16 protein-coding genes are annotated in these 22,262 nt (G+C 40.9%); 3 read left to right on the forward strand and 13 right to left on the reverse strand.

Translation table 11 applies throughout. The features are described 5' to 3' along the window. The first annotated feature begins 13 nt into the window (after positions 1–13). The 3 genes from gltB to FTV32_RS05695 all read left to right on the forward strand — a co-directional run bounded on the left by gltB (position 14) and on the right by FTV32_RS05695 (position 7,155). Positions 14–4,489, forward strand: coding sequence for a glutamate synthase large subunit (gene gltB, locus FTV32_RS05685; RefSeq protein ID WP_171076729.1), 4,476 nt, complete (start codon positions 14–16; stop codon positions 4,487–4,489). A 72-nt stretch (positions 4,490–4,561) separates the two neighbouring features. After that, the gene (locus FTV32_RS05690; RefSeq protein WP_035263992.1) at positions 4,562–5,983 is read left to right on the forward strand and encodes an FAD-dependent oxidoreductase; all 1,422 of its coding nucleotides are present in this window, start codon (positions 4,562–4,564) and stop codon (positions 5,981–5,983) included. A 281-nt stretch (positions 5,984–6,264) separates the two neighbouring features. Further along, positions 6,265–7,155 (forward strand): metal-dependent hydrolase, encoded by an 891-nt coding sequence (locus FTV32_RS05695; RefSeq protein WP_035263995.1) that lies wholly within the window; start codon positions 6,265–6,267, stop codon positions 7,153–7,155. 32 nt (positions 7,156–7,187) lie between these two features. Here FTV32_RS05695 and FTV32_RS05700 read toward each other — a convergent pair whose 3' ends face one another. The 13 genes from FTV32_RS05700 to ubiE all read right to left on the reverse strand — a co-directional run bounded on the left by FTV32_RS05700 (position 7,188) and on the right by ubiE (position 22,048). Then, complete coding sequence (locus FTV32_RS05700) at positions 7,188–7,580, reverse strand: Na+/H+ antiporter subunit G (RefSeq protein WP_035263996.1); 393 nt, start codon at positions 7,578–7,580, stop codon at positions 7,188–7,190. Positions 7,581–7,589: 9 nt separating this feature from the next. Continuing rightward, complete coding sequence (locus FTV32_RS05705) at positions 7,590–7,865, reverse strand: monovalent cation/H+ antiporter subunit F (RefSeq protein WP_035263999.1); 276 nt, start codon at positions 7,863–7,865, stop codon at positions 7,590–7,592. After that, positions 7,862–8,386, reverse strand: a complete 525-nt coding sequence (locus FTV32_RS05710) for a Na+/H+ antiporter subunit E (protein ID WP_035264002.1) — start codon at positions 8,384–8,386, stop codon at positions 7,862–7,864. The genes FTV32_RS05705 and FTV32_RS05710 overlap by 4 nt, the downstream gene beginning before the upstream one ends. Further along, positions 8,387–10,198: a monovalent cation/H+ antiporter subunit D gene (locus FTV32_RS05715; protein WP_035264005.1), complete on the reverse strand. Its 1,812-nt coding sequence runs from the start codon at positions 10,196–10,198 to the stop codon at positions 8,387–8,389. It lies immediately after the preceding gene. After that, complete coding sequence (locus FTV32_RS05720) at positions 10,198–10,563, reverse strand: Na+/H+ antiporter subunit C (protein WP_035264007.1); 366 nt, start codon at positions 10,561–10,563, stop codon at positions 10,198–10,200. Before FTV32_RS05720 ends, FTV32_RS05715 begins: the two co-directional genes overlap by 1 nt. Before the next feature lie 3 nt (positions 10,564–10,566). After that, entirely contained in the window at positions 10,567–13,404 is a 2,838-nt protein-coding gene (locus tag FTV32_RS05725; RefSeq protein ID WP_035264010.1) for a monovalent cation/H+ antiporter subunit A, read from the reverse strand. A 314-nt stretch (positions 13,405–13,718) separates the two neighbouring features. Next, positions 13,719–15,086: an AAA family ATPase gene (locus FTV32_RS05730; RefSeq protein ID WP_035264013.1), complete on the reverse strand. Its 1,368-nt coding sequence runs from the start codon at positions 15,084–15,086 to the stop codon at positions 13,719–13,721. Between the two features lie 27 nt (positions 15,087–15,113). Continuing rightward, complete coding sequence (locus FTV32_RS05735; protein WP_035264016.1) at positions 15,114–16,607, reverse strand: UvrD-helicase domain-containing protein; 1,494 nt, start codon at positions 16,605–16,607, stop codon at positions 15,114–15,116. 163 nt (positions 16,608–16,770) lie between these two features. Then, positions 16,771–17,553 carry a bifunctional phosphoribosyl-AMP cyclohydrolase/phosphoribosyl-ATP diphosphatase HisIE gene (hisIE, locus tag FTV32_RS05740; RefSeq protein WP_035264019.1) on the reverse strand — a complete coding sequence of 261 codons (783 nt, stop codon included), beginning with the start codon at positions 17,551–17,553 and terminating at the stop codon, positions 16,771–16,773. Between the two features lie 91 nt (positions 17,554–17,644). Then, positions 17,645–18,730, reverse strand: coding sequence for a patatin-like phospholipase family protein (locus FTV32_RS05745; RefSeq protein WP_035264022.1), 1,086 nt, complete (start codon positions 18,728–18,730; stop codon positions 17,645–17,647). 58 nt (positions 18,731–18,788) lie between these two features. Then, on the reverse strand, positions 18,789–20,408 hold the full coding sequence (locus tag FTV32_RS05750; protein ID WP_035264024.1) for an AarF/ABC1/UbiB kinase family protein: 1,620 nt from the start codon (positions 20,406–20,408) through the stop codon (positions 18,789–18,791). Positions 20,409–20,427: 19 nt separating this feature from the next. Further along, positions 20,428–21,084: an SCP2 domain-containing protein gene (locus tag FTV32_RS05755; protein WP_035264026.1), complete on the reverse strand. Its 657-nt coding sequence runs from the start codon at positions 21,082–21,084 to the stop codon at positions 20,428–20,430. Positions 21,085–21,103: 19 nt separating this feature from the next. Beyond that, positions 21,104–22,048, reverse strand: coding sequence for a bifunctional demethylmenaquinone methyltransferase/2-methoxy-6-polyprenyl-1,4-benzoquinol methylase UbiE (gene ubiE / locus FTV32_RS05760; RefSeq protein ID WP_035264034.1), 945 nt, complete (start codon positions 22,046–22,048; stop codon positions 21,104–21,106). Positions 22,049–22,262: the final 214 nt, after the last annotated feature.

Below are 22,262 nucleotides of genomic sequence, written 5' to 3' on the forward strand. Positions count from 1 at the left end.
GTACGCTATGCACATGCCATCGCCTAATACTGTAGCTCCCGCTAAAGGTCTATACCAACCGGATGAGTTTAAAGATAACTGTGGTTTCGGATTAATCGCCCATATGCAAGGTGATGCGAGTCATGACTTGGTCAAGACCGCGATTCATAGTTTAAGTTGTATGACGCACCGCGGTGGTATTGCTGCAGATGGTAAGACGGGTGATGGATGTGGTCTACTGTTGGCTATGCCTAAGCAATTCTTCCGTGAAGAAGCAAAACGTTTAAGTGATATTACACTCAGTGAAATTTTTGCAGTAGGTACAGTTTTTCTTAGCCTAGATCCTGCAATTGCTGCACATGCAAAACAAGTGCTGACTAAAGAAATTGAATCAGAAGGTTTGCGTGTAATTGCATGGCGCTTAGTGCCAACCAATAATGAAGCATTAGGCTCAATTGCGATGCAGTCTTTGCCAGCTTTTGAACAAGTAATTGTTAACTGTCCAATGGGTGTTGAAGAAGTTGAGTTTAATCGTAAGTTATTCTTGGCTCGACGTCGTGCTGAACAAAAATTAAGTCAAGATAGTTCATTCTACGTTACAACACTTTGTTCAACTGTGATCTCTTATAAAGGCTTAATGATGCCTGAAGCGATTGCAGATTTTTATACAGATTTAGCTGATCCACGTTTGGAATCACACATTGTAGTGTTCCATCAGCGTTTCTCAACCAATACATTGCCACGTTGGCCATTGGCACAACCTTTCCGTTACTTAGCGCACAATGGTGAAATTAATACCATTACAGCAAACCGTAACTGGGCGATGGCACGTACACCAAAGTTTGAAAACCCGCTCTTGCCTGGTTTAACTGAGCTCAACCCAATCGTAAACCGTACTGGCTCTGACTCTTCAAGTTTAGACAACATGCTCGAGATCTTGGTTGGTGGAGGTATGGATTTATTCCGTGCACTACGCATGCTCGTTCCACCAGCATGGCAAAACGTTGAAACTTTAGATGCTGATTTACGTGCATTCTATGAGTTCAACTCTAAACATATGGAAGCATGGGACGGGCCAGCAGGTCTTGTGATTCAAGATGGTCGTCATGCGATTTGTATGCTTGACCGTAATGGCTTACGTCCTGCACGTTGGGTAATTACTAAGAATGGTTACATCACACTTGCATCAGAAATTGGTGTCTGGGGTTATGAACCAGAAGACGTAGTATCTAAAGGTCGTGTTGGACCAGGTCAGATCTTAGTCATTGACACTTTCACTGGCAAATTGCTGGATACTAAAGACGTCAGTAATCATCTGAAAAAAATGCGTCCTTATCGTCAATGGTTGCGTGAAAATTCAGTGCGTATCCAAGGCAGCCCAGAGCTAGAAGAATATCTATGTGATCAAGGCTTAAAAGGCGATGCTTTAAAAGCAGCGCAAAAAATGTTTATGGTGACATTTGAAGAGCGAGATCAGTTATTACGTCCAATCGCTGAAAGTGGTCAAGAAGCAGTAGGTTCGATGGGCGATGATACGCCGATGGCAGTATTGTCTCGTCAAGTACGCCATGTAACAGATTACTTCCGTCAACAGTTTGCTCAAGTAACTAACCCACCAATCGATCCATTACGTGAATCGATCGTAATGTCTTTAGAAACATGTTTGGGTCGTGAACAAAATGTATTTGAACAAGGTCCAGAGCATGCGGATCGATTAATTATTTCAAGTCCTGTACTGTCAAACTCTAAAATGCATCAAATTCGCACTTTAGGTCGTAAGGGCTATGAGATTGCAGATATTGATCTAAACTATGCAGAGACTGAAGGTCTAGAAGCCGCGATTACACGTATTTGTGAAGAAGCAGCGCAAGCAATTCGTGATGGCAAAACCCTATTGGTGATTTCCGATAAGAAAATCCGTGAAGGGTTCTTACCAGCCAATGCAGCGATGGTAACGGGTGCTATCCACCATTACCTCATCCATGCAGGTTTACGTACAGATGCAAACATTATTGTTGAAACAGCTTTAGCGCGTGATCCACATCAGTTTGCCGTAATGCTTGGCTTTGGCGCAACAGCAATTTACCCATATCTTGCATATGACGTCATTAATGATTTAATTGCGAAAGGTGAGTTGTTAGGTGATCCGATTCATGCACAAGCGAATTTCCGTAAAGGGATTGAAAAAGGATTGCTGAAAGTCCTTTCAAAAATGGGTATTTCGACTGTTGCTTCATATCGTGGTGGGCAGTTATTTGAAGCTGTCGGTTTATCTGAAGAAGTTGTTAATAAATGCTTCACAGGTGTTCCAAGCCGTATTAAAGGTGCGACTTTTGTTGATCTTGAAAATGATTTGAAAAAATTAGCAGAAACCGCTTGGAAATCACGTAAGCCAATTGAGCAAGGTGGTTTGCTGAAATTTGTATTTGATAAGGAATATCACGCTTTTAATCCTGATGTAATTAATGCTCTACATAAATCTGTACGTTCTGGGAAATATGAAGATTTCAAAGAATATGCTGAGCTTGTAAATAATCGTCCAGTGGCAACCATTCGTGATTTATTTAAACTCAAAACAGAAAATTCAATTCCACTGGATCAAGTTGAATCTGTAGAAGCGATTCTTCCGCGTTTTGACTCTGCAGGGATGTCTTTAGGGGCATTATCACCAGAAGCACATGAAGCGATTGCCATTGCAATGAATACAATTGGTGGTCGTTCGAACTCAGGTGAGGGTGGTGAAGATCCAGCGCGTTACGGCACAATCCGGAACTCAAAAATCAAACAAATCGCATCAGGTCGTTTTGGTGTAACGCCTGCTTACTTAACTTCTGCAGAAGTACTGCAAATTAAAGTGGCACAAGGTGCAAAACCGGGTGAAGGTGGTCAGTTGCCAGGTGGTAAAGTGAATGGCTTAATTGCACGTTTACGCTACTCTGTACCGGGTGTGACATTAATTTCTCCACCACCGCACCACGATATTTATTCAATCGAAGATTTATCGCAGTTAATTTTTGATTTAAAACAAGTTAACCCTCAAGCGATGGTCTCTGTAAAACTGGTATCCGAGCCAGGTGTGGGTACGATTGCTGCGGGTGTTGCAAAAGCCTATGCTGACTTTATTACCATCTCTGGTTATGACGGTGGTACAGCAGCATCGCCATTGTCTTCAATTCATCATGCGGGTTCGCCATGGGAGCTTGGTCTTTCTGAAGCGCATCAAGCCCTTCGTGTAAATGATTTGCGTGGTAAAGTTCGCGTTCAAACGGATGGTGGTTTAAAAACGGGTCTAGATGTCGTGAAAGCAGCTATTTTAGGTGCGGAAAGCTTCGGTTTTGGTTCTACACCAATGATTGCGTTGGGTTGTAAATACCTCCGTATCTGCCACTTAAATAACTGTGCGACTGGTGTAGCGACTCAGCAAGATCATTTGCGTCAAGAGCACTATATCGGTGAACCACAAATGCTCATTAACTTCTTCACCTTTATTGCTGAAGAAACACGTGAGTGGTTGGCTGCATTAGGTGTATCAAGTTTGAAAGACTTGATTGGTCGTACCGATTTACTAGAAATGCTACCTGGCGAAACAGATAAGCATGCTCACCTAGATTTAAGTGCTTTACTTGAATCACATCCAGCTGCTGAAGGCAAAGCTCAATATTGCGAAGTCGAAGGAAATGCACCATTTGATAAAGGTGTTTTGGCTGAGTCTATGATCGCAGAAATATTGCCTGCGATTGAAGCTGGTACAGGTGGTGAATACAGTTTTAGTATTGGTAACTGTGACCGTTCTATTGGGGCACGTGTTTCAGGTGAGATCGCTCGTCGCTATGGTAATTTAAGTATGGAAGCACACCCTGTTAAAGTGAATTTGACAGGTACTGCTGGACAATCACTTGGTGTATGGAATGCGGGTGGTCTGCATATCAAGCTTGAGGGTGATGCGAATGACTATGTGGGTAAAGGTATGGCGGGTGGTCGTATCTCAATTTTCCCACCGAAGGGTTCTCCATTCCAAACACAAGAAACAGCGATCATTGGTAACACATGTTTATATGGTGCAACAGGCGGTAAATTATTTGCTGCAGGTACAGCTGGTGAACGTTTTGCTGTTCGTAACTCAGGTGCGTTCGCGGTGATTGAGGGTGCAGGCGATCACTGCTGTGAATACATGACAGGTGGTATTGTGACGGTACTGGGTAAAGTTGGTCATAACTTCGGTGCAGGTATGACAGGTGGTTTTGCTTATGTACTTGATTTAGATAATGACTTTGTTGATCATTATAACCACGAGTTGATCGAGCTTAATCGTATTTCGACCGAATCAATGGAAGAACATAAAGAGTTCTTAAGCCGCATTTTAGATGAGCATATTAAGGAAACTGGCAGTGCTTGGGCGTATAAGATCCGTAATGAGTTTGATTTCTACAGCCGTAAATTCTGGTTGGTGAAACCGAAAGCTGCAAACTTGCAGACTTTATTAAAAACAACTCAAGCTGATCCTCAATAATTCCACTACTGCAGATATATAGGCAGATGCAGCTGAACTAACAACAGACTGCATCTACCCACGGAGAGAGACATGGCAGAACGCCTTAATAATGACTTTCAATTCCTGGATGTCGCACGCCAAGATCCAGAGAAAAAAGATCTCAACGTCCGCAAAGCTGAGTTTGTGGAAATTTATAAACCTTTTACAGCCGAAGTTGCGAAAAACCAAACACATCGCTGTTTAGGTTGTGGTAACCCTTACTGTGAATGGAAATGTCCAGTACATAACTATATTCCAAACTGGTTAAAACTGATTGCTGAAGGTCGTATTTTTCAAGCAGCAGAGCTTTGCCACCAAACTAATACACTACCGGAGGTGTGTGGTCGAGTTTGTCCTCAAGACCGTTTGTGTGAAGGTGCATGTACACTAAATGATGGGTTTGGTGCGGTGACCATTGGAAATGCTGAAAAGTATATTAATGATACGGCATTTGCATTGGGCTGGCGTCCTGACATGTCTCATGTCAAATGGACAGATAAAAAAGTCGCGATTATTGGTGCAGGCCCTGCAGGTCTAGGTTGTGCGGACATTTTGGTGCGCAATGGTGTTAAACCTGTCGTATTTGATAAGCGCCCAGAAATAGGTGGTTTGCTGACCTTTGGTATCCCTGAGTTTAAGATGGAAAAGGACGTGATGAAACGTCGTCGTGAAATCTTTACAGGCATGGGGATTGAATTCCGTTTAAATACAGAAATTGGCACAGACATCACCATTGATCAATTGCTTGCTGATTATGACGCTGTCTTCATGGGTATGGGAACATACACATACATGAAAGGTGGTTTCGCAGGTGAAGATTTGGAAGGTGTTTATGATGCCCTTGATTTCTTAATTGCCAATGTGAATCGTTGCCAAGGTTGGGAAAAAGATCCTTCAGAATTTATCAGTGTGGAAGGTAAGAAAGTTATTGTACTCGGTGGCGGTGATACTGCTATGGATTGTAACCGTACTTCAATCCGCCAAGGTGCAACATCTGTCACTTGTGCATACCGCCGCGATGAAGAAAACATGCCAGGTTCACGCCGTGAAGTTAAAAATGCGCGAGAAGAAGGTGTTGAATTTCAGTTCAATCGTCAGCCGATCGAAATCGTGGGTGAGAATGGAAAGGTCACAGGTGTTAAATTTGTGACGACTCAACTCAGTGAGCCTGATAGTCGTGGTCGTCGCAGTCCTGAACCGATCCCAGGTTCAGAGGAAATCTTACCTGCTGATGCAGTGCTGTTGGCCTTTGGTTTCCGTACAAGCCCTGCAGAATGGTTTAATGATGTAAGTATTAATTTAGATGGTTCAGGTCGTGTCGTTGCTCCTGAGCATCAACAATACAAGTTCCAAACTTCTAATCCGAAAATCTTTGCCGGTGGAGATATGGTGCGTGGTTCTGACTTGGTCGTAACTGCGATTTGGGAAGGACGTCAGGCTGCTGAAGGTATTTTAGATTATCTTGATGTTTAAACGAAAACATGCCTTACAAAAAATCCTACTTCGGTAGGATTTTTCATTTATATGCATGACTTGTTTGACAATCTCTTGTTGAATATTCAAAAGTATCCAATTCAAGAACTATCTTAAGAATCATGTAATTAAATTAAAAAAGAGAATGGAGTTGTAATTTAATTTGCGACTTTATTGGCAAAAAATATAATTTATTTGTCTGTGTGGTTATTTTTGCAATATTAAATCTGATTTATTCTGACAGTATGAATAAGAAATGCTATATCCATATAGGCTCTAAAATGACAACTACACAAATCGCCAAAGATAAATCTTATTTAAATCGTCCAAAAGCGATTGGGATTACCATACGACGTTTAAATTATAATCCTAAAGCCATACGACGCCATTTTTTCGCGAATTCTCCTGTCATGTCACACTTGTTGACGGCACTTTCTTCTACCTTTCCAATTGGTGAACAATTCTTTGTTCATAGTGTTCGTAATGTACGAGATAAAGTGAAAGATGAAAAATTACAAGCGCAGATTGCAGCATTTATTGGTCAAGAAGCGATGCATTCAAAAGCACATGCGGAATTTAATGACGCTTGGCGCCGTGATGATTATCAACTTGATAACTTTCAAGCATGGTTAGCGCGACGCGATGAATTTATTCGTACTACCCATCCAAAATTGCAGTTAGCAATTACCTGTGCTTTTGAGCATTTTACAGCGTTATTGGGTGGTTATATTCTTCGTCATCCTGAAGTGCTGTCGACCTTAGATGAAGATGCAACTAAGCTTTGGGTGTGGCATGCAATTGAGGAAATCGAGCATCGAGCAGTTGCATTTGATGTCTACCAAGCGGTATATAAAGATACCAAAGTGCGCCGCAATATTATGCGTAGCGTAACCACAGGTTTTGCGAGTCTTACATTTTATTCAGCAACTCGATTATTTTGGCAAGATCGTCGAAAAAGCTTACCGAAGGTCAGTGGAAACTTATATGGTATTTACTTAATTTCTAAAATGATGATCGAGCTAATTCCAGAATATTTATCATATTACAAAGAAGATTTTCATCCTTCTGAAATTGACTATACGGATATCGTGAATCATTGGAAGGCAAAATTAGCTGAAGAATATCAAGTGGAAGGCTTCCAAGAGCATCCCCAACCTGTACTGTATAGCTAACAAAAAAAACCTAGCGAAAGCTAGGTTTTTTATTACTTAGATGAGTCTTGATTAAACTGACGCATTCTTCTTTGGCGCTGCCAAGGGAGAGGGCGGTCTAGTGCTTCGGGGACATCGCCTGATGTAGAGCGTAAACGTAAATGTAATGCAGCTTGTGCAATTAAATTTGCCGATACAGGTGCCGTAATAAAGGCAAGTAATGTAATCAGTAGTTCAGCAAACCCAAAGCGACTATGAAAAGCTGAATAAATCATGGCTGCTATTAAAAAACTACCTAAGCCTAGTGTGCTCGACTTTGTAGGTGCATGCAGACGCATGAACAGATCGGGTAACTTTACGATTCCAATTCCACCTACAAGGGTAAAGAAGGCACCGATAAGAAGGAAGAATGAAACTAAGATTTCCATGATGAGCTGAGTATTCATATTGTTCTCCTAGTCCACCACATGGCCTGTCGTAAAATAACGAGCCAATGCTGCTGTGGATACGAATCCAAGCATTGCCACCAACAATGCACCTTCGAACAATGAAGTACTTGCCCAAAAAATTCCAAGTACCACGACCAAGCAGGTTGCATTCAGAAATAAAGTATCTAGTGCGAGTAGTCGATCTACCATAGAAGGACCAATGACTAAACGCATTAAGCAGAGCAACATGGAAATCGTAATGCCAATCAAACTAATTCCCAATGCATAAAGTAAGATCGTCATGCTGAATCTCCTTGTTTCACATGGAAAATCGCCATAAGTGGTGCTTCATAGCGTTGTTTGATTTCCAAAATATCAGCTTCGGGATCATCTGAGTTAATTGAATGAACTAAAATGTCACCGCGTTCTTGGTCGATTCCAGCACTCACTGTGCCAGGTGTAGTCGTAATGATCATTGCCAATAAGCTGTTGACCTGATCATGATCAGTATCTAATGGAACACGATACCACTTGGGATGTAGACGGTCAGTTGGTCCAAGCACTTGCTTAGCGACACGGATATTACTAATGATAATGTCCCAAAGTACGACCAAAATTAATTTGCACGCTAAATCCCAATGAATATTGGGTGTGCGAACGATAAAAGGTTGTACCAATTTTGGGATGACTAAACCAATCACAATGGCAACTAAAATATCAAAAAACTGAGCGCTTTGTGCCAGCATTAGCCAACTTATTCCCACAATCACAGAAACAAATGGATGCGGGAAAACTCGATCGAGTAGAGAACTTTGTTGTTTCATTTATTGCTCCATCGGTTGAAGTTTAGATTGAACTTCTTCAGGCTGAAGCTGATTCAATTCTTGCTCTTTAATTTGACGTTGCTTGTACTCAGAGATATGTTCTCCTTCGAGTGCCTTCTCGCTTACGATATGTGGAATATAATGCGCATTTTGATCTGCAGATTCCCCGCCATATTTTGTTTCTGGCAGATAATTTGGATCAAATTGTTGCACACTAATCACTTTGCCTTGTTCATCTTTTTTCAGGACAGCTGAAATATATTGCTCAGAATCATTCAGTTGGACTGCGGTATATTGAATATACTGAGTAATTGGATTTGCGAATGCCACATAAGCGACAAGGCCAATCAGGAAAATATAAATCGTGGTGTGATTACGAGGTGGTGCCTGATTTGGTAATTTTTGATATTCCAAATATGCTTCTTCTTTAGGATTGTTTTCAGGTGCTGTAGAACGCCAGAAAATGACAAATCCTAAGCGCGTAAAAGCAATGATACTAAGCAAGCTCACAATCAGAATGACAATAATAATGAGCAATTGATAGCTAGATACAGAAGCCGCTTGCAGAATAAAGATCTTACCTAAAAAACCACTGAAAGGTGGAAGACCTGCCATCATGAGCGCAATAATGAAGAAGCAAATCGAAACTAGCGTCTGCTGTTTCATGATTGGTGCGATTTTTAGATGATCTTTAAATGCGCCACGTTGTGAAGTAATCCAACCGCATAGTAAGTAGAATGCAGCGGCAATAATCGTACTATGCACGAGGTAATATAGCGCTGCTGCCCAAGCATCTGCTGTCATCAGGGAAAGTGCGATTGCAATCGTTCCAATAGACGATAGGATCATAAAGCCAACAAAACGACGCATGCGCTCTGCACCAATCGCACCAATTACACCATAAATAGTCGTAATTAAACCAATTGGAAGCAGCCAAGTGCTGAGAATTTCTCGTGAAAGCTCATCGGTGAATACGGTTCCATTCACACGTAAAATGGCATAGATCCCCACTTTGGTCATGATGGTGAATAATGCGGCTACAGGGGTCGTGGCGACGGCATAAGTTTTAGGTAACCATAGTCCGACAGGGAGGATTGCAGCCTTGATACCAAAGACTACAAACAGCATTAATCCGCCTGCAACAGCCATATTGTACTGATCACCTTCGAGTGTACGTACAATTCGACCCACATCAGCCATATTCAGGCTACCAGTATTACCATAAATCATCCCTAAGCCAATCAAAAAGAATGCAGACGCTAATAGGTTGATCGTTACATAGTGAATACCAAGTTGGAAACGTGCTTTGCCTTGACCATGTAGAAGCAATACATATGAAGCCATCAACAGCACTTCAAAGAAAACAAACAGGTTAAATAAGTCGCCTGTTAGAAATGCTCCACATAATCCCATGAGTAAAAAATGGCTCATCGCATGGAAATAGCGTCCACGTTCATCCCATTCTTTACTTGCAAACCAAATAATGGGTGTCGCAAGGGCATAGGTGAGCACGAGCATAAAAGCTGCCAAACGATCTAGTACAAGTACAATACCGAAAGGGGCAGACCACTCACCTAAGTTATAAACAAAGATTTGACCAGAGCTCGCCTGAATTAAGTAGATAATTGCAGTTACTAAACCAAGGAAAACCGATGTTAAACTGATTCCACGACGCCAAGGTTGACGCCAGTCATGTGCTAAAGACCCTGAACCAGGGTTACCCAGTAGCACCAAAATAAATGCAGTAAATGTCGGAATTAAAATACTTAAAATTGGCGAGTGAGTGAGCCATAAATCATAAAAATTCATCATTAAGGCTCATCCTCGCGTGGGTCTGTATTAATAATCTCTTCTTTTGAGTCGACGTGATCAGTACCAGATTCATAACGACTTCTTAGCGCCAGTTGAACGATAAAAGCAGTGGTTGCAAAACCAATTACAATTGCGGTCAAAACTAATGCTTGAGGTAATGGATCTGTAACCTGAGTGGCATTGGTTAAAATAGCAGGTGCATTGAGGTGGATTCTCCCCATAGCGAATAAAAACATATTCACTGCATAGCCAATCATGGCCAAGCCTAATACCACAGGGAAAGTACGGGCACGCAAAATCAGATAAATACCAGTGGCAACCAATAATCCAATAGCGGAGGCGAGTAAAAATTCTAAACTAATCATTCTTTACTCCTTCGGTACAGGGCCGGTGATGCTTGAGTTGCGTGAGTCGCCTAAAACGGAAATCATGAGCATTGTTGCACCAACGACTGTGACATAGACACCAACATCAAATGCTGCAGCAGATGGCAAATGCATTTTTCCGAGAATGATCGGCTCTACATAAATATGAGCGCTGGTCAGGAATGGTCGACCCCAGAACCACGCAGCGACACCAGTCAAACCAGCAACGGTTAGGCCAGTACCAATCCAAATTTCATAAAGACGCCCAGACTTTGCTCGTAAGAGTTGTTCAGTGTGATCTTGACCTAGCGCAATGTACTGAATCACAAGCGCCATGGATGTAATAAGACCTGCGATAAATCCACCACCTGGAAGATTATGTCCGCGTAAGAAAATATATAAGCTGACGACTAAGGCAATCGGAAGGACCCAAGATGCGGTCATTCGGAACATCAACGGTGATGGATTAAAGCGATAGGTTAAGCCTTGTGTAATGGTCGTACCATGAGCACGCATTCCATCCATTAAACACAGTGTCCCAATCGCCGCAATACCGAGAACGGCAATTTCACCGAAAGTATCAAATCCACGGAAATCGACCAAAATCACGTTCACAATATTTGAACCACCACCGAGCGGTAGAGATTGTTGAACAAAGAACCATGAGATTGAATTGTGATCACGCGTCAGAATCATCCAAGTGATCCAACCGATTCCTAGACCTCCGATGATTGCAATCACCGCATCTCTCCAACGACGAGTGCGTGAAGATTCATAAGGTGTAAGTTGCGGTAAGAGGGATAGACTCATCAGAAGTAAAACAGTTGTGACAACATCGACTGTGATTTGTGTGAGTGCGAGGTCTGGTGCTGACATCGTAACAAAGACCATCGTCACGACAAGACCGATGGCTCCACTGATGAGAACGGCTTTAATGCGTTCATGGTGAAACCAAAGCATCATCCAGCAGGCTGAAAACAATAATAACCAAAGCACGATTGCAACCAATGGTGCATGCGTCAGTTCACGTGTACCTGCATAAATACCTTGACCAATGAGTGGCATAGAGACTAAAGCAACAGCAAAAATTAATATCCACAATAAATAGTTTTGTAGAGAACCTGTTTCTGTTGCTCTTTTTAATTTTCGCGAATTTAAGAGCAAATGTTTTAGAAAGAGATCAAACAGGACTTTACCTTGCAGTTTGCCAAGTATTGGATCAAGGTCAATGTCACGAATTCTACTGTTCTTCGCAAGACTAAAATAAAAAATAATACCGCCAATCAGTGCAATTGCACTCATCAATAAAGGCACATTAAAGCCATGCCAGATTGCTAGATGTACGCCTTCAAAAGCTGGAAGGTTGGTGCTTGCTCGTGCACCAGCATTAACGATATCGCCTACTAAGAGCGCTGGTAATAGACCCACTGCAATACATAATATAGCTAATAAAATTGCAGGTGCACGCATACCAATTGGTGGTTCATGCGCATCTTTATTTGGAATCGCTTTGCCTAAATCACCATCAAAAAATACGCCATGAACTAAACGAACGGAATACGCGACAGCAAACAAACCTGCGAGTGTTGCAATAATTGCTGCGAAGACACCTATACCACCCGAGAGATTCGCTAATAGTTCAGTAAAGAACATTTCTTTAGATAAGAATCCATTGGTCAGTGGTACACCAGCCATTGATGCAGCGGTAATCATGGTTAAAGTGGCTGTAAATGGAAGTAACTGCCATACACCACTGAGTTTTCGTAAATCACGTGTACCTGTTTCATGGTCGATAATACCAGCGATCATGAATAATGCAGCTTTAAAGGTCGCATGGTTAATGATGTGAAAAATAGCTGCAGCCACAGCGAGTGGTGAACCAATTCCCAGTAAGCAAACGATCAAGCCTAAATGACTAATGGTGGAATAAGCGAGTAACCCTTTCAGATCTTCCTTAAAAATGGCAAAGAACGCGGCCATACATAAGGTAAATAAACCAACAAAGGTGACAAGGTTGTGATACAGGGCAGAACCAACAAAGATCGGCATTAAGCGTGCAAGTAAGAAAATCCCGGCTTTCACCATTGTCGCTGAATGCAAATAAGCTGACACAGGTGTCGGCGCAGCCATCGCATTTGGCAACCAAAAATGGAAAGGAAATTGAGCACTTTTGGTGAATGCACCTAAAAGAATAAGTAGCAAGGCTGGCACAAATAAATGACTCGATTGAATCTGCGTCGTCATATTGAGGATTTGATCAATTTGATATGTGCCAGTGATTTGACCTAATAGAATAAAACCACCGAGCATGGCTAAACCACCCATACCCGTGATGGTTAAGGCCATTCTTGAGCCGCGCTGTGCTGCTTCGTAGTTACTCCAATAACCCACTAAAAGGAATGACGAAATACTGGTCATTTCCCAAAAGACAAGAAGAATAAGTAAATTATTAGAAAGTGAAATGCCGAGCATGGCGGCCATGAACAGCATCAGTAAGAAATATAACTTACTTAGAGAGTTTTTATGATTTAAATAATAATAAGCATAAATATAAATGAGCGTCCCAATCCCTGTAATAAGGAGGGAGAAGATCAAGCCTAATGCATCAAGTCTAAAGCTTAAGTCGATACCAAACTGTGGTAACCATGACCAGTGCTCAGAGATGACTTGACCTTGAAAGACGTCTTTGGCTTGAGTCAGCAACAAGATAAAACTTGTTAAGCTGACTCCAATTGCCCCTAATGCTGTCGCCCCGCGAGAGATTTTTTGCAGCCAGAGGACAAGAAAAGTGCCAAGTATTAATGGTAACAATATAATAATCGGTAGCACACTCGTATCCATAGAGTTGTAGGCCGGAACCTATGATGAGTTTTATCTTTCAAAAGCTTGAGGATGGCAAAGAGTCATCCAACTACTTAAACTTTGAAAGCCGAACGAATTTTAAAAACAAAAACAAGTTGTGTTGCGCAACTTGGAAAGCTAATGCAAAGAAATAGACATTTTTTGATTAAAAAATGAATGAGTAGATTTTATTACATGTATAAAATTACATCAAACTTTTTAGCTACACAATTCAGAATTATAGCGAAAAAAAGCTTAAATTTCTGTTTAAATTGAGTGAGTCATACCCGATTAACTCATCTATTTCCAATCAATTAGGGTGATGAAATACTCGATAAATCTCCAGCTTGGAGATACTCAATGAAGCGCTGTTTTTCTGACACTGATAAATTTTTGAAGTGTTCAAACAAACGCAAGCCATCAAGCGTATCAGTAGGTCGATTCACTTCAGAGATTTGGTCATCTTGTAAATCATTAGCCATGAGTTGAGCAAATAGTTCATCATATTGTTCCCTGATTTGGTTTTGTTCTATTTCAACAATTTTTCGATTTTCTAATTTAAAATGTTGTACATCTACTTCATTGTTTAAAATCAATTCAGAGCATGCGGATGCGATAATTTGAATTTGCGGGAATGCTTCATGCAAACGGCTGAGTACGTTTTGCACAAAATCTTCATCCACTTGTGCATCAATATTGTCAATTAATAGAATGCCTTCACCATCAAGGCATGGGTCAATACTATGAGGATTGAGGAGACAAAGTCGTCTAACAATATCACCCACTAAACACAACCATTGACGATACGAATTAGATAATTGCGAAAAAGGAATTTCTTGACCATTTTGTACCAGCATCAATTGGATCTTGGGCGTGTATTCAATATAAATGTCACTGATCGATGGCAATAATGTATGGATGGCTTTCTTGAGTGCTTTGAGTGATGGTAGTTGCATCTCTGCTTCAAGATTCAATAATTTTGCAACTAAATCCTCTTGGTCATGATGAGAGGATAATTTTTGATTGGTTTGAATTTTTTGAAAAACTTGTGCTAATCGTGCATTTTCGATGTCGCTAATTTCACGAAACCATTCGAAGAACCGAGCAAAGGTTGTATAAGGGAGTGCTGCAAGTTCGTAGGCTGCATGTGTTTGTAATACAGCAGGATTATTTTTGCTTAGTAAATTCACTTCGTTGATAAAGCGATCAGAAGGATAGTAGGCCACCATAGGCATGCCTTGAGCAGGATCTTGTTTGATCGCTTGTTGATAAAGATGAACGAGTGATTCTAATTGAGTCGTTAGCGCTTTACTATGACCTACACCTTTACTGGTTAATGTTTTATAGAGTTGCCATTCGCACAAACCCTCTTCATTGTGTTGCACAGTCGCAGCCTGTTCAATAGATCCAATATCCATGGGATATTGAACACAAATATCTATTTTGGCTTGAATGTGTTTGTGCTTAATATCAGAATCAAGCATAACTACACCAGCGGTTCTTAAATCTTTGGCACGTGCAGCAAACCATGTTAAAGCTTGATAAATATTTTTAATAATCGCAGTTTTACCGGAGGCCTGATCACCTAAAATAATAGATATTGGTCGTTGAGTTGGATCAAATTTAATTTTTATATCTGAAAAATGATAACAGTGACGTAACTGAATAGATTGAACTTTCATATTTTGCCTGCAACTTATCGTAGGGGATTATGCTGTTGCTTTCGTTTTAATCGTGGATTTAAGTTTGAGTTGTTGTATTAAATCATAAATATGATGAATATTTAAGCTGCTTTTTGCTCGTGTGCATGCAACATAAAGTAAACGTAATTCTTCATCGCTAATTTTATGTTCTAGTCCATTAATTTTAAATTGGTAATCATCTTCTAAATGCACGCTATTCCACTCTAAACCTTTGGCTTTATGAGCGGTTGAGATTACATAGTCCGCTTGTTCAATGGGTGTGATTTTGGCAAGTGCTCGTTTGAGTGGGTCTGTACCATGTTCATCGACCAATTTAACCAAAGGCTTGATGTCACTACCATCATTTGTTTCACAATATTCATGCACATCATGCCAAGAGTTAAACCAAGCTAACTCTGGAACGTCTGTTACTCTTTTACCTTGTTTAAGTAAGCTTGCAGCGTCAACAAAGCGATTTAATTTCGCATGATCGGCTTGCAGGCTCACTTTTTCTCCTTGAACTAATCCTGAGAGTAAAAGTTCCATCGCGCGTGCGTTAGTACGGCACAAAATCGCATCTCGCATTTTGGTATGAGGCTTGTTGACGACTTTTGATTGGAGTTCGGGGTTGCCAATCAACGGAACAGTCTCATTGAGTGCGCCTAATAAGTGATTAGCAACTTCAGCGATATCATCACCAAAACGGAATGAAGTGGTTAGGCGCGATTCGGGTAAAGGCATTTGTTGCATCGCATTGACTGCCCCACGCCATGCATAAATTTGTTGATGTGCATCGCCGACATAGATGACTTGCGTACTTTTTTGTTTGAGTAAAATCCCCAGCATTAGGGGGTCAGCATCCTGTGCTTCATCAAATAATACATAGTCTGCGGGTATAAAAGGATCTGATAAAGCCCATAATTTGAGATAGATGTCATGCCCAATGCCAGCCTGATGATTAGGGTCGATTGATTCTAACCAACGACGTTCGACTGCAGGATAAAGGTGTTGCTGTAATACCGCAATATCGTCAGCATGTAGCCAACTTGGTGCTTGAATATGGCGGGGTGCAGGATATTGCGAGCTTGTTGAACAGAAATAACTGACAGCATTTGCAACTAAGCCCGCCAAACGACTAGGCATAAGCGCATATTTTTCGTAACGCCCCCCCATGAGTCGGCGTAATGTGATGGGTTGCAAACGGTATTCTTTGGCAATAAAGCTCGGGCTCAAGCGTGGGAGTCTAAGTTTATCAGTCACTCCACGTGGAACGCTTCGAAATGCTAAAGAGTGGAATGTACGACAATCCACGCGCTGATGAAATTTTTGTTGAGCCTCGCTGGCAATCGCTTTGTTAAAGGCAAGATACATACCGCGACGCTGTTGCATCGCATCACTGACTAATTTAAGCGTTGTTGTTTTACCTGTACCTGCATAGGCAATCACTTTGAAGGATTGACCAGATTGCGCTTGTTGAATCGCAATTTCTTGTTCTAAGGTGGGTTTGACAATGACAGACACAGGTTAATAAATCTTCAATGGTTTTAAAATGATCAGTGAGTATAGCAAGAATTTACAAAGGGGAGAGTTCAATCTTCTTCTTTTTGGATGGGGAGTCTTCGGCGACTTAAAAAGCCGAATTAAATAAAAAAGCCATGTTTGAACATGGCTTTATAAGAGTAAATTAATGCGTGCGATTCGCTTTTTCAACAAGTCCTGATAGACCCTGACGTCGTGCAAGCTCATTTAAAACGAGTTGAATATCAAGATCGAAGTAACCCAGCATGACTATGGTATGGAACCAAACATCAGCAACTTCATAAATTAAATCATTTTGGTGATCCAGCGTCGCTTCTTGTTTGAAATCTTTAGCAGCAATTACCGTTTCAAAACTTTCTTCACCAATTTTTTCTAATATTTTATTGAGACCTTTATGATAAAGCTTTGCCACATAAGAAGAGTCAGGATCTGCAGATTTACGTTCTGCCATCATTTGACCAAGATAATGTAATACATCGACTTGCTCAGCTTGAGCTGTTGATGCATTCATCACTTTACTATGCGCATTCTCAGACTTTTCGCCATAAATTTGGTTCGGATCTTTCAATTGAGCGTCTACAATTTCCCAACCGTTTGATGTTAAGCGGCGATAAAAACATGATTCACGTCCCGTATGGCAAGCAATGCCACCATGTTGCTCAATTTGAAGAACGATCACATCAGCATCACAATCTAAACGAATTTCATGCACAGTTTGGAAGTGACCTGATTCTTCGCCTTTATGCCACAATTTGCTGCGTGAACGAGAGTAGTAAACAGCTTGACTTTTTTCTGCTGTAAGTGCCAAAGACTCACGATTCATCCAAGCCACCATCAACACTCGACCTGTTTGATGATGCTGAGCAATGGCAGGGATTAAACCTTGTTCGTTAAATTTTACTTCATCGAGCCATTGCGTATTGTTCATAAGGATTTCACCAGAATTAAATGAGACACTACAAAATTGTAGGTCATTAGTTTAAGCGAATAAATCTTTGTAGGGGAGAGTAGAAATTAATTTATTTAAGATCTTGCATGTATTCTTCAAAGTTTTGCTTATGGATCATTTCTAGGAATGCATCCCCTAATCGTTGACTTTCAGCTACAGACTGTTTCCAAAGCTCGATTCGTTTTTTTTGATCAAGCCCTTTCAGTGTGAAATCTTTGCGATCAGGAAGACGTCCTAAAGGAAGTGATCTTAAATAAGACTCAGAGGGTGAAATCAATACGGTTCGTGCTTGATATTCAGCATTAGATCTACGTTTTTTGAGGAACTTATCGAACCAACCTGGTGTTATTTGATCTGTAAAATGAGGGTAGAGGACAATCCCATGACTCGGTAAAGGTAGATCAATATGATAATCGATTAGCCCGCCATCACGATAAGCAGCGACATCTGCACCTTCGATATTTCTGACCGCCGGCATCAAAAATGGAATGGATGCAGATGCCATTAACCAATCTTCTAAATTTTTTTCAGTCAACGCATAATCAAGATGTTCGAATTCATTTTTGATGAGTGAAAGTCGTGAAGCGTTGTGTGGTTGGGCAATTGTACGTTGCATGAAGTGCCCAATTTTAGCTCTCGAAAAAGTATTGAGACCGATAATGCCAGCAACTGCACGGGCAAGCATAAGAGGATGATCACTTTGAAATTTTTTCGATGACTTTACTGACAAAATAGCCAAATGGTAGTCGGGATGATCAATAATTTGATTGGTTTTACCTTGAAGGAGGGCTTTAAGCATGCCGCGACAGACGTCTCCAACTTCAATAATATTCATCTTAGGTCGAAATTCAAGATGGGTATATAAGTCTGCTAATTTGGATGTGCCTGCTTGTGCACCATGCGCTGCAATACTTGCAAAACGCCAACTCCCAATGGATGAGCCTATTAAAGTTCGCTTTTTCGGTGCTTGAGCAAAGAACTCACCAAAAACAGCTTGGTCCAATCCTTGAATTCCAATACCTTTAGGACCACCTGCTGCTCCAGGAACAAAATCAACCGCACTGGCTTGTAAACCTTGTTCTTCAATGACCTGTTTTGCTTTATAACCTACATGAATATTCAAGCAAGGTTGAGTGGTCTTGAGGATCTGTATCATAAGCAATTCAGCGACTAAAACCTATTGAAGTAGTAAGTTTTGACATGAGATAGTGAACTTATTTCACCATACGCCACATAGCAATGAAGGATGCCAACACAATTAAAATCATGGAGATGAACCATGGTGCAATCACAGCGATTGAGAGCAAAATTGCGATTACACTTCCGAAAATCCAACTACGCTTTTGCTGATGTTCCATTTGCAAGCGCAGTGTTTGAAGTTCATTCAATTGTTTAGCATGCCATGCAGACTGATTTTTTAAACCGTTAAGACTGTCAATCAGTAAAGTTGGTAAATCCTGAGCACCTAATAATAAGTCGGGAATTTTTTGTCCTAATTCTTTAATATTTTTTTGAGGATTCATTTGGGCTTTAACCCAATCCGTTAGAATTGGCTTTGCTAACTTCCAAATATCTAATTCAGGATAAAGGTCTGTACCTAAGCCTTCAACATGCACTAAGGTTTTAAGCAATAACATCAGTTGCGGTGGGATTTCTAAATGAAAACGTCGAGCGATGTCCATCACTTGGATCAATATGCCTGCGAAATCTAACTCATGCATCGGTTTCGAAACCATAGGTCCTACTGTACGACGCATTTCACGTGCTAAAGCATCTTGATCCGTGCCTGGTGGAATCCAACCTGCTTGATGCACAATCTGAATCAATTGCATGAAATCACTGTTCATGACTGCCAGCAACATACGTGCTATCGTCATTTGATCATGCTTGGAAAGCTCGCCCATGATGGCGCAATCGAGCGCAATAAATCTTGGGTTTTGCGGATTAATCGTTTCTACGAAAACATTACCCGGATGCATATCTGCATGGAAAAAATTATCGCGAAACACTTGAGTAAAGAAGATTGTTAAGCCTTTTTCTGCTAAGTCTGCACGATTCATTCCTAAACGATCAAAGGTCGCAGTATCTGATATAGGCACACCGGTGATGCGCTCTGCCACCATCACATCCAGACTATCCATATACACTTCAGGCACATACATCATGCTTGAGCCAGTAAAATAATGGCGCATACGTCGTGTATTTTCGGCTTCAAGAGTCAAGTCGAGTTCATTTAAAATGATTTGACGATAATCTTGAATAATTTCTGATAGATGCAAAGCACGGGCAGCTTCTAGCCTTTTTTCTAAATAGTGACCAAGCCATTCTAAAATTTCAAAATCTTGAATAATTTGAGCACGTATATTCGGGCGAGTTACTTTCACGACAACTTCACGCCCATCGTGAAGAGCAGCGGTATGTACTTGAGCAATTGAAGCAGCAGCTAGCGGCTTATCATCGAAGCGCGCAAATAATGTGGAAACATTTGCTTTAAGCGAATCTTGAATTCTTTGCTTAGCCACTCCAAGATCGAAAGGTTTAACACGATCTTGTAATAACACCAATTGTTGTAATATTTCTGGTGGAATTAGATCGCGACGCGTAGAGAGGAGCTGCCCTAATTTAATTGCGAGTGGCCCCATTTCTTCTAAAGCTTCTTTAAGCTTTAAAGGATTTTTACGTTCTCGACTAGAAAGTGCAGCAGGATGCAAACGTATAAGATTCAGCAGGGGGCGAACCTTTGCAGGAATATCTTCCGCAGGAACCAACGTGTCGAGTCTATAGTGCGCAGCTATACGCCAAAGTTCGATTAAACGTCTAATGTGCGGAATCATATATGCAATTACCTGAAATCTACGAAGGGTTAAATTTTGATTTTAAAAGCTGAATTTTTGCTTCTAGTCGATCAATATCTTGATTAAGCTGGCGAGTTCCATGGAGAAGATCGTCCATTTGCCAACGTGGTGCGAATAGTCCGGTATCTTCTTTTAAAAAGTCTTCCGCAAAAAAAAGATGAGATTGAAGTGACTTAATTAAATGTTGTGGTGCTAATTGAACCTTGCCGATTTGACTTGCAAGATTAGGTCCGATCCAATCACTCAATTGCGAAGCGAAGTCTGGCTCAGCATTTTGTATAATTTTTTGAATGTCTTGCAGAAGGCGATAGTCACCTTGAACGGGGATATTGCCAATGTCATTTGCTAGAAATAGTTTGCACAAGTCGACCACATTATTAACATGCAATGTGGAGTCTGCTTCAGTAATCGTGTGAGCTTGCTCCCAAGGCCGCTGTTCGAAAATAGAGGGTTGAGTGCTATGACCTGTTACTGTTGGTTCTAAACGAACTTTATTTTCATCAAAAAACACATCAACGGAAAGCTGTGGTGTATCAATCACAACACGAAGGATTTTCCCTTGTAATTGGTTAAATTGGATACGAGTAATCGCATCCAAATTAATCCAATGATGTATGGTTTTTTCAACTGCACCCAGTGCTAAGATTGACCACATGACGAAGTGCTACCTGTGGTTAGAGTTTAAAACCACGGTGAACTGCAACAATACCACCTGTTAAATTGTGATAATCGCAGTTTTGGAAGCCCGCATTTTCCATCATGCTTTTCAATGTGCGTTGGTCTGGGTGCATACGAATTGATTCAGCAAGATATTTATAGCTTTCAGCATCATTTGCCACAATTTTACCCATGATTGGTAAAGCAGTGAATGAGTACAAATCATAGAGTTTTGAGAAAGGCTCAAAGACTGGTTTTGAAAACTCTAATACAAGTAAGCGACCACCTGGTTTAAGTACACGATACATTGCTGCAAGCGCTGCATCTTTGTCTGTTACATTACGTAGACCAAAACTGATGGTGAGTAAATCAAAACTGTTGTCTTCGAAAGGCTCGAGGGTTTCAGCATTCGCCAGTACAAAATCAACGTTGGTACAACCCGCGTCGATCAGACGGTCGCGACCTACATTCAGCATGGATTCATTAATATCAGATAATACAACATGCCCAGTAGGACCAACTTCACGGCTAAATACTTTCGCTAAATCACCAGTACCACCAGCGATATCTAAAACGCGTTGCCCACGGCGAACGCCAGACATATTAATGGCAAAACGTTTCCACAAACGATGAATACCAAATGACATTAAGTCATTCATAATGTCGTATTTCGCGGCAACTGAATGGAAAACTTCAGCGACTTTTTGCGCTTTCTCTTCAGAATTTACGGTTTTATAACCGAAGTGTGTCGTTGGTCCAACGTTTCCAGTATTCGCACCACGTGGCAAATTATATTTCGGCACTGAAGAATGTACTGGCGTATCTGTCAGTTGCTCTTGTAGCGATTGTTGCTGACCTTGAGGTGCGCCAGTTGGTAATGGATCTGTTAAAAAAGGACTCACGTTGTCTTTATTATTTGCCGGCTCAACCTGAGCATGAGGCTGTTGATTTTCATTAGACATTCGAGTCACTCCTGAACACAAATAATATTAAATCTGAATTAAACTGCATAATGACAGATTCTTCAGTTTTTTTCAGTCTAGATTATGCAATTGATATGAATAATATACAGAATTAAATCGAAGTTTCATCCATGAAATGAGAAGATGTTCTTTTATTTTCGATATTCTGACCAGACGCTTTTACGCTTTTTCGGCTGATCAGAATCTTTGCTAA

The organism is Acinetobacter sp. YH16032 (assembly GCF_013417345.1).
GTDB lineage: Bacteria > Pseudomonadota > Gammaproteobacteria > Pseudomonadales > Moraxellaceae > Acinetobacter.

Bases quoted from the DNA above. Each gene is read 5' to 3' on its own strand.
- gltB (WP_171076729.1), top strand. From the start codon at position 14: ATGCCATCGCCTAATACTGTAGCTCCCGCTAAAGGTCTATACCAACCG.
- FTV32_RS05690 (WP_035263992.1), top strand. From the start codon at position 4,562: ATGGCAGAACGCCTTAATAATGACTTTCAATTCCTGGATGTCGCACGC.
- FTV32_RS05695 (WP_035263995.1), top strand. From the start codon at position 6,265: ATGACAACTACACAAATCGCCAAAGATAAATCTTATTTAAATCGTCCA.
- FTV32_RS05700 (WP_035263996.1), bottom strand. From the start codon at position 7,580: ATGAATACTCAGCTCATCATGGAAATCTTAGTTTCATTCTTCCTTCTT.
- FTV32_RS05705 (WP_035263999.1), bottom strand. From the start codon at position 7,865: ATGACGATCTTACTTTATGCATTGGGAATTAGTTTGATTGGCATTACG.
- FTV32_RS05710 (WP_035264002.1), bottom strand. From the start codon at position 8,386: ATGAAACAACAAAGTTCTCTACTCGATCGAGTTTTCCCGCATCCATTT.
- FTV32_RS05715 (WP_035264005.1), bottom strand. From the start codon at position 10,198: ATGATGAATTTTTATGATTTATGGCTCACTCACTCGCCAATTTTAAGT.
- FTV32_RS05720 (WP_035264007.1), bottom strand. From the start codon at position 10,563: ATGATTAGTTTAGAATTTTTACTCGCCTCCGCTATTGGATTATTGGTT.
- FTV32_RS05725 (WP_035264010.1), bottom strand. From the start codon at position 13,404: ATGGATACGAGTGTGCTACCGATTATTATATTGTTACCATTAATACTT.
- FTV32_RS05730 (WP_035264013.1), bottom strand. From the start codon at position 15,086: ATGAAAGTTCAATCTATTCAGTTACGTCACTGTTATCATTTTTCAGAT.
- hisIE (WP_035264019.1), bottom strand. From the start codon at position 17,553: ATGAACAATACGCAATGGCTCGATGAAGTAAAATTTAACGAACAAGGT.
- FTV32_RS05745 (WP_035264022.1), bottom strand. From the start codon at position 18,730: ATGATACAGATCCTCAAGACCACTCAACCTTGCTTGAATATTCATGTA.
- FTV32_RS05750 (WP_035264024.1), bottom strand. From the start codon at position 20,408: ATGATTCCGCACATTAGACGTTTAATCGAACTTTGGCGTATAGCTGCG.
- FTV32_RS05755 (WP_035264026.1), bottom strand. From the start codon at position 21,084: ATGTGGTCAATCTTAGCACTGGGTGCAGTTGAAAAAACCATACATCAT.
- ubiE (WP_035264034.1), bottom strand. From the start codon at position 22,048: ATGTCTAATGAAAATCAACAGCCTCATGCTCAGGTTGAGCCGGCAAAT.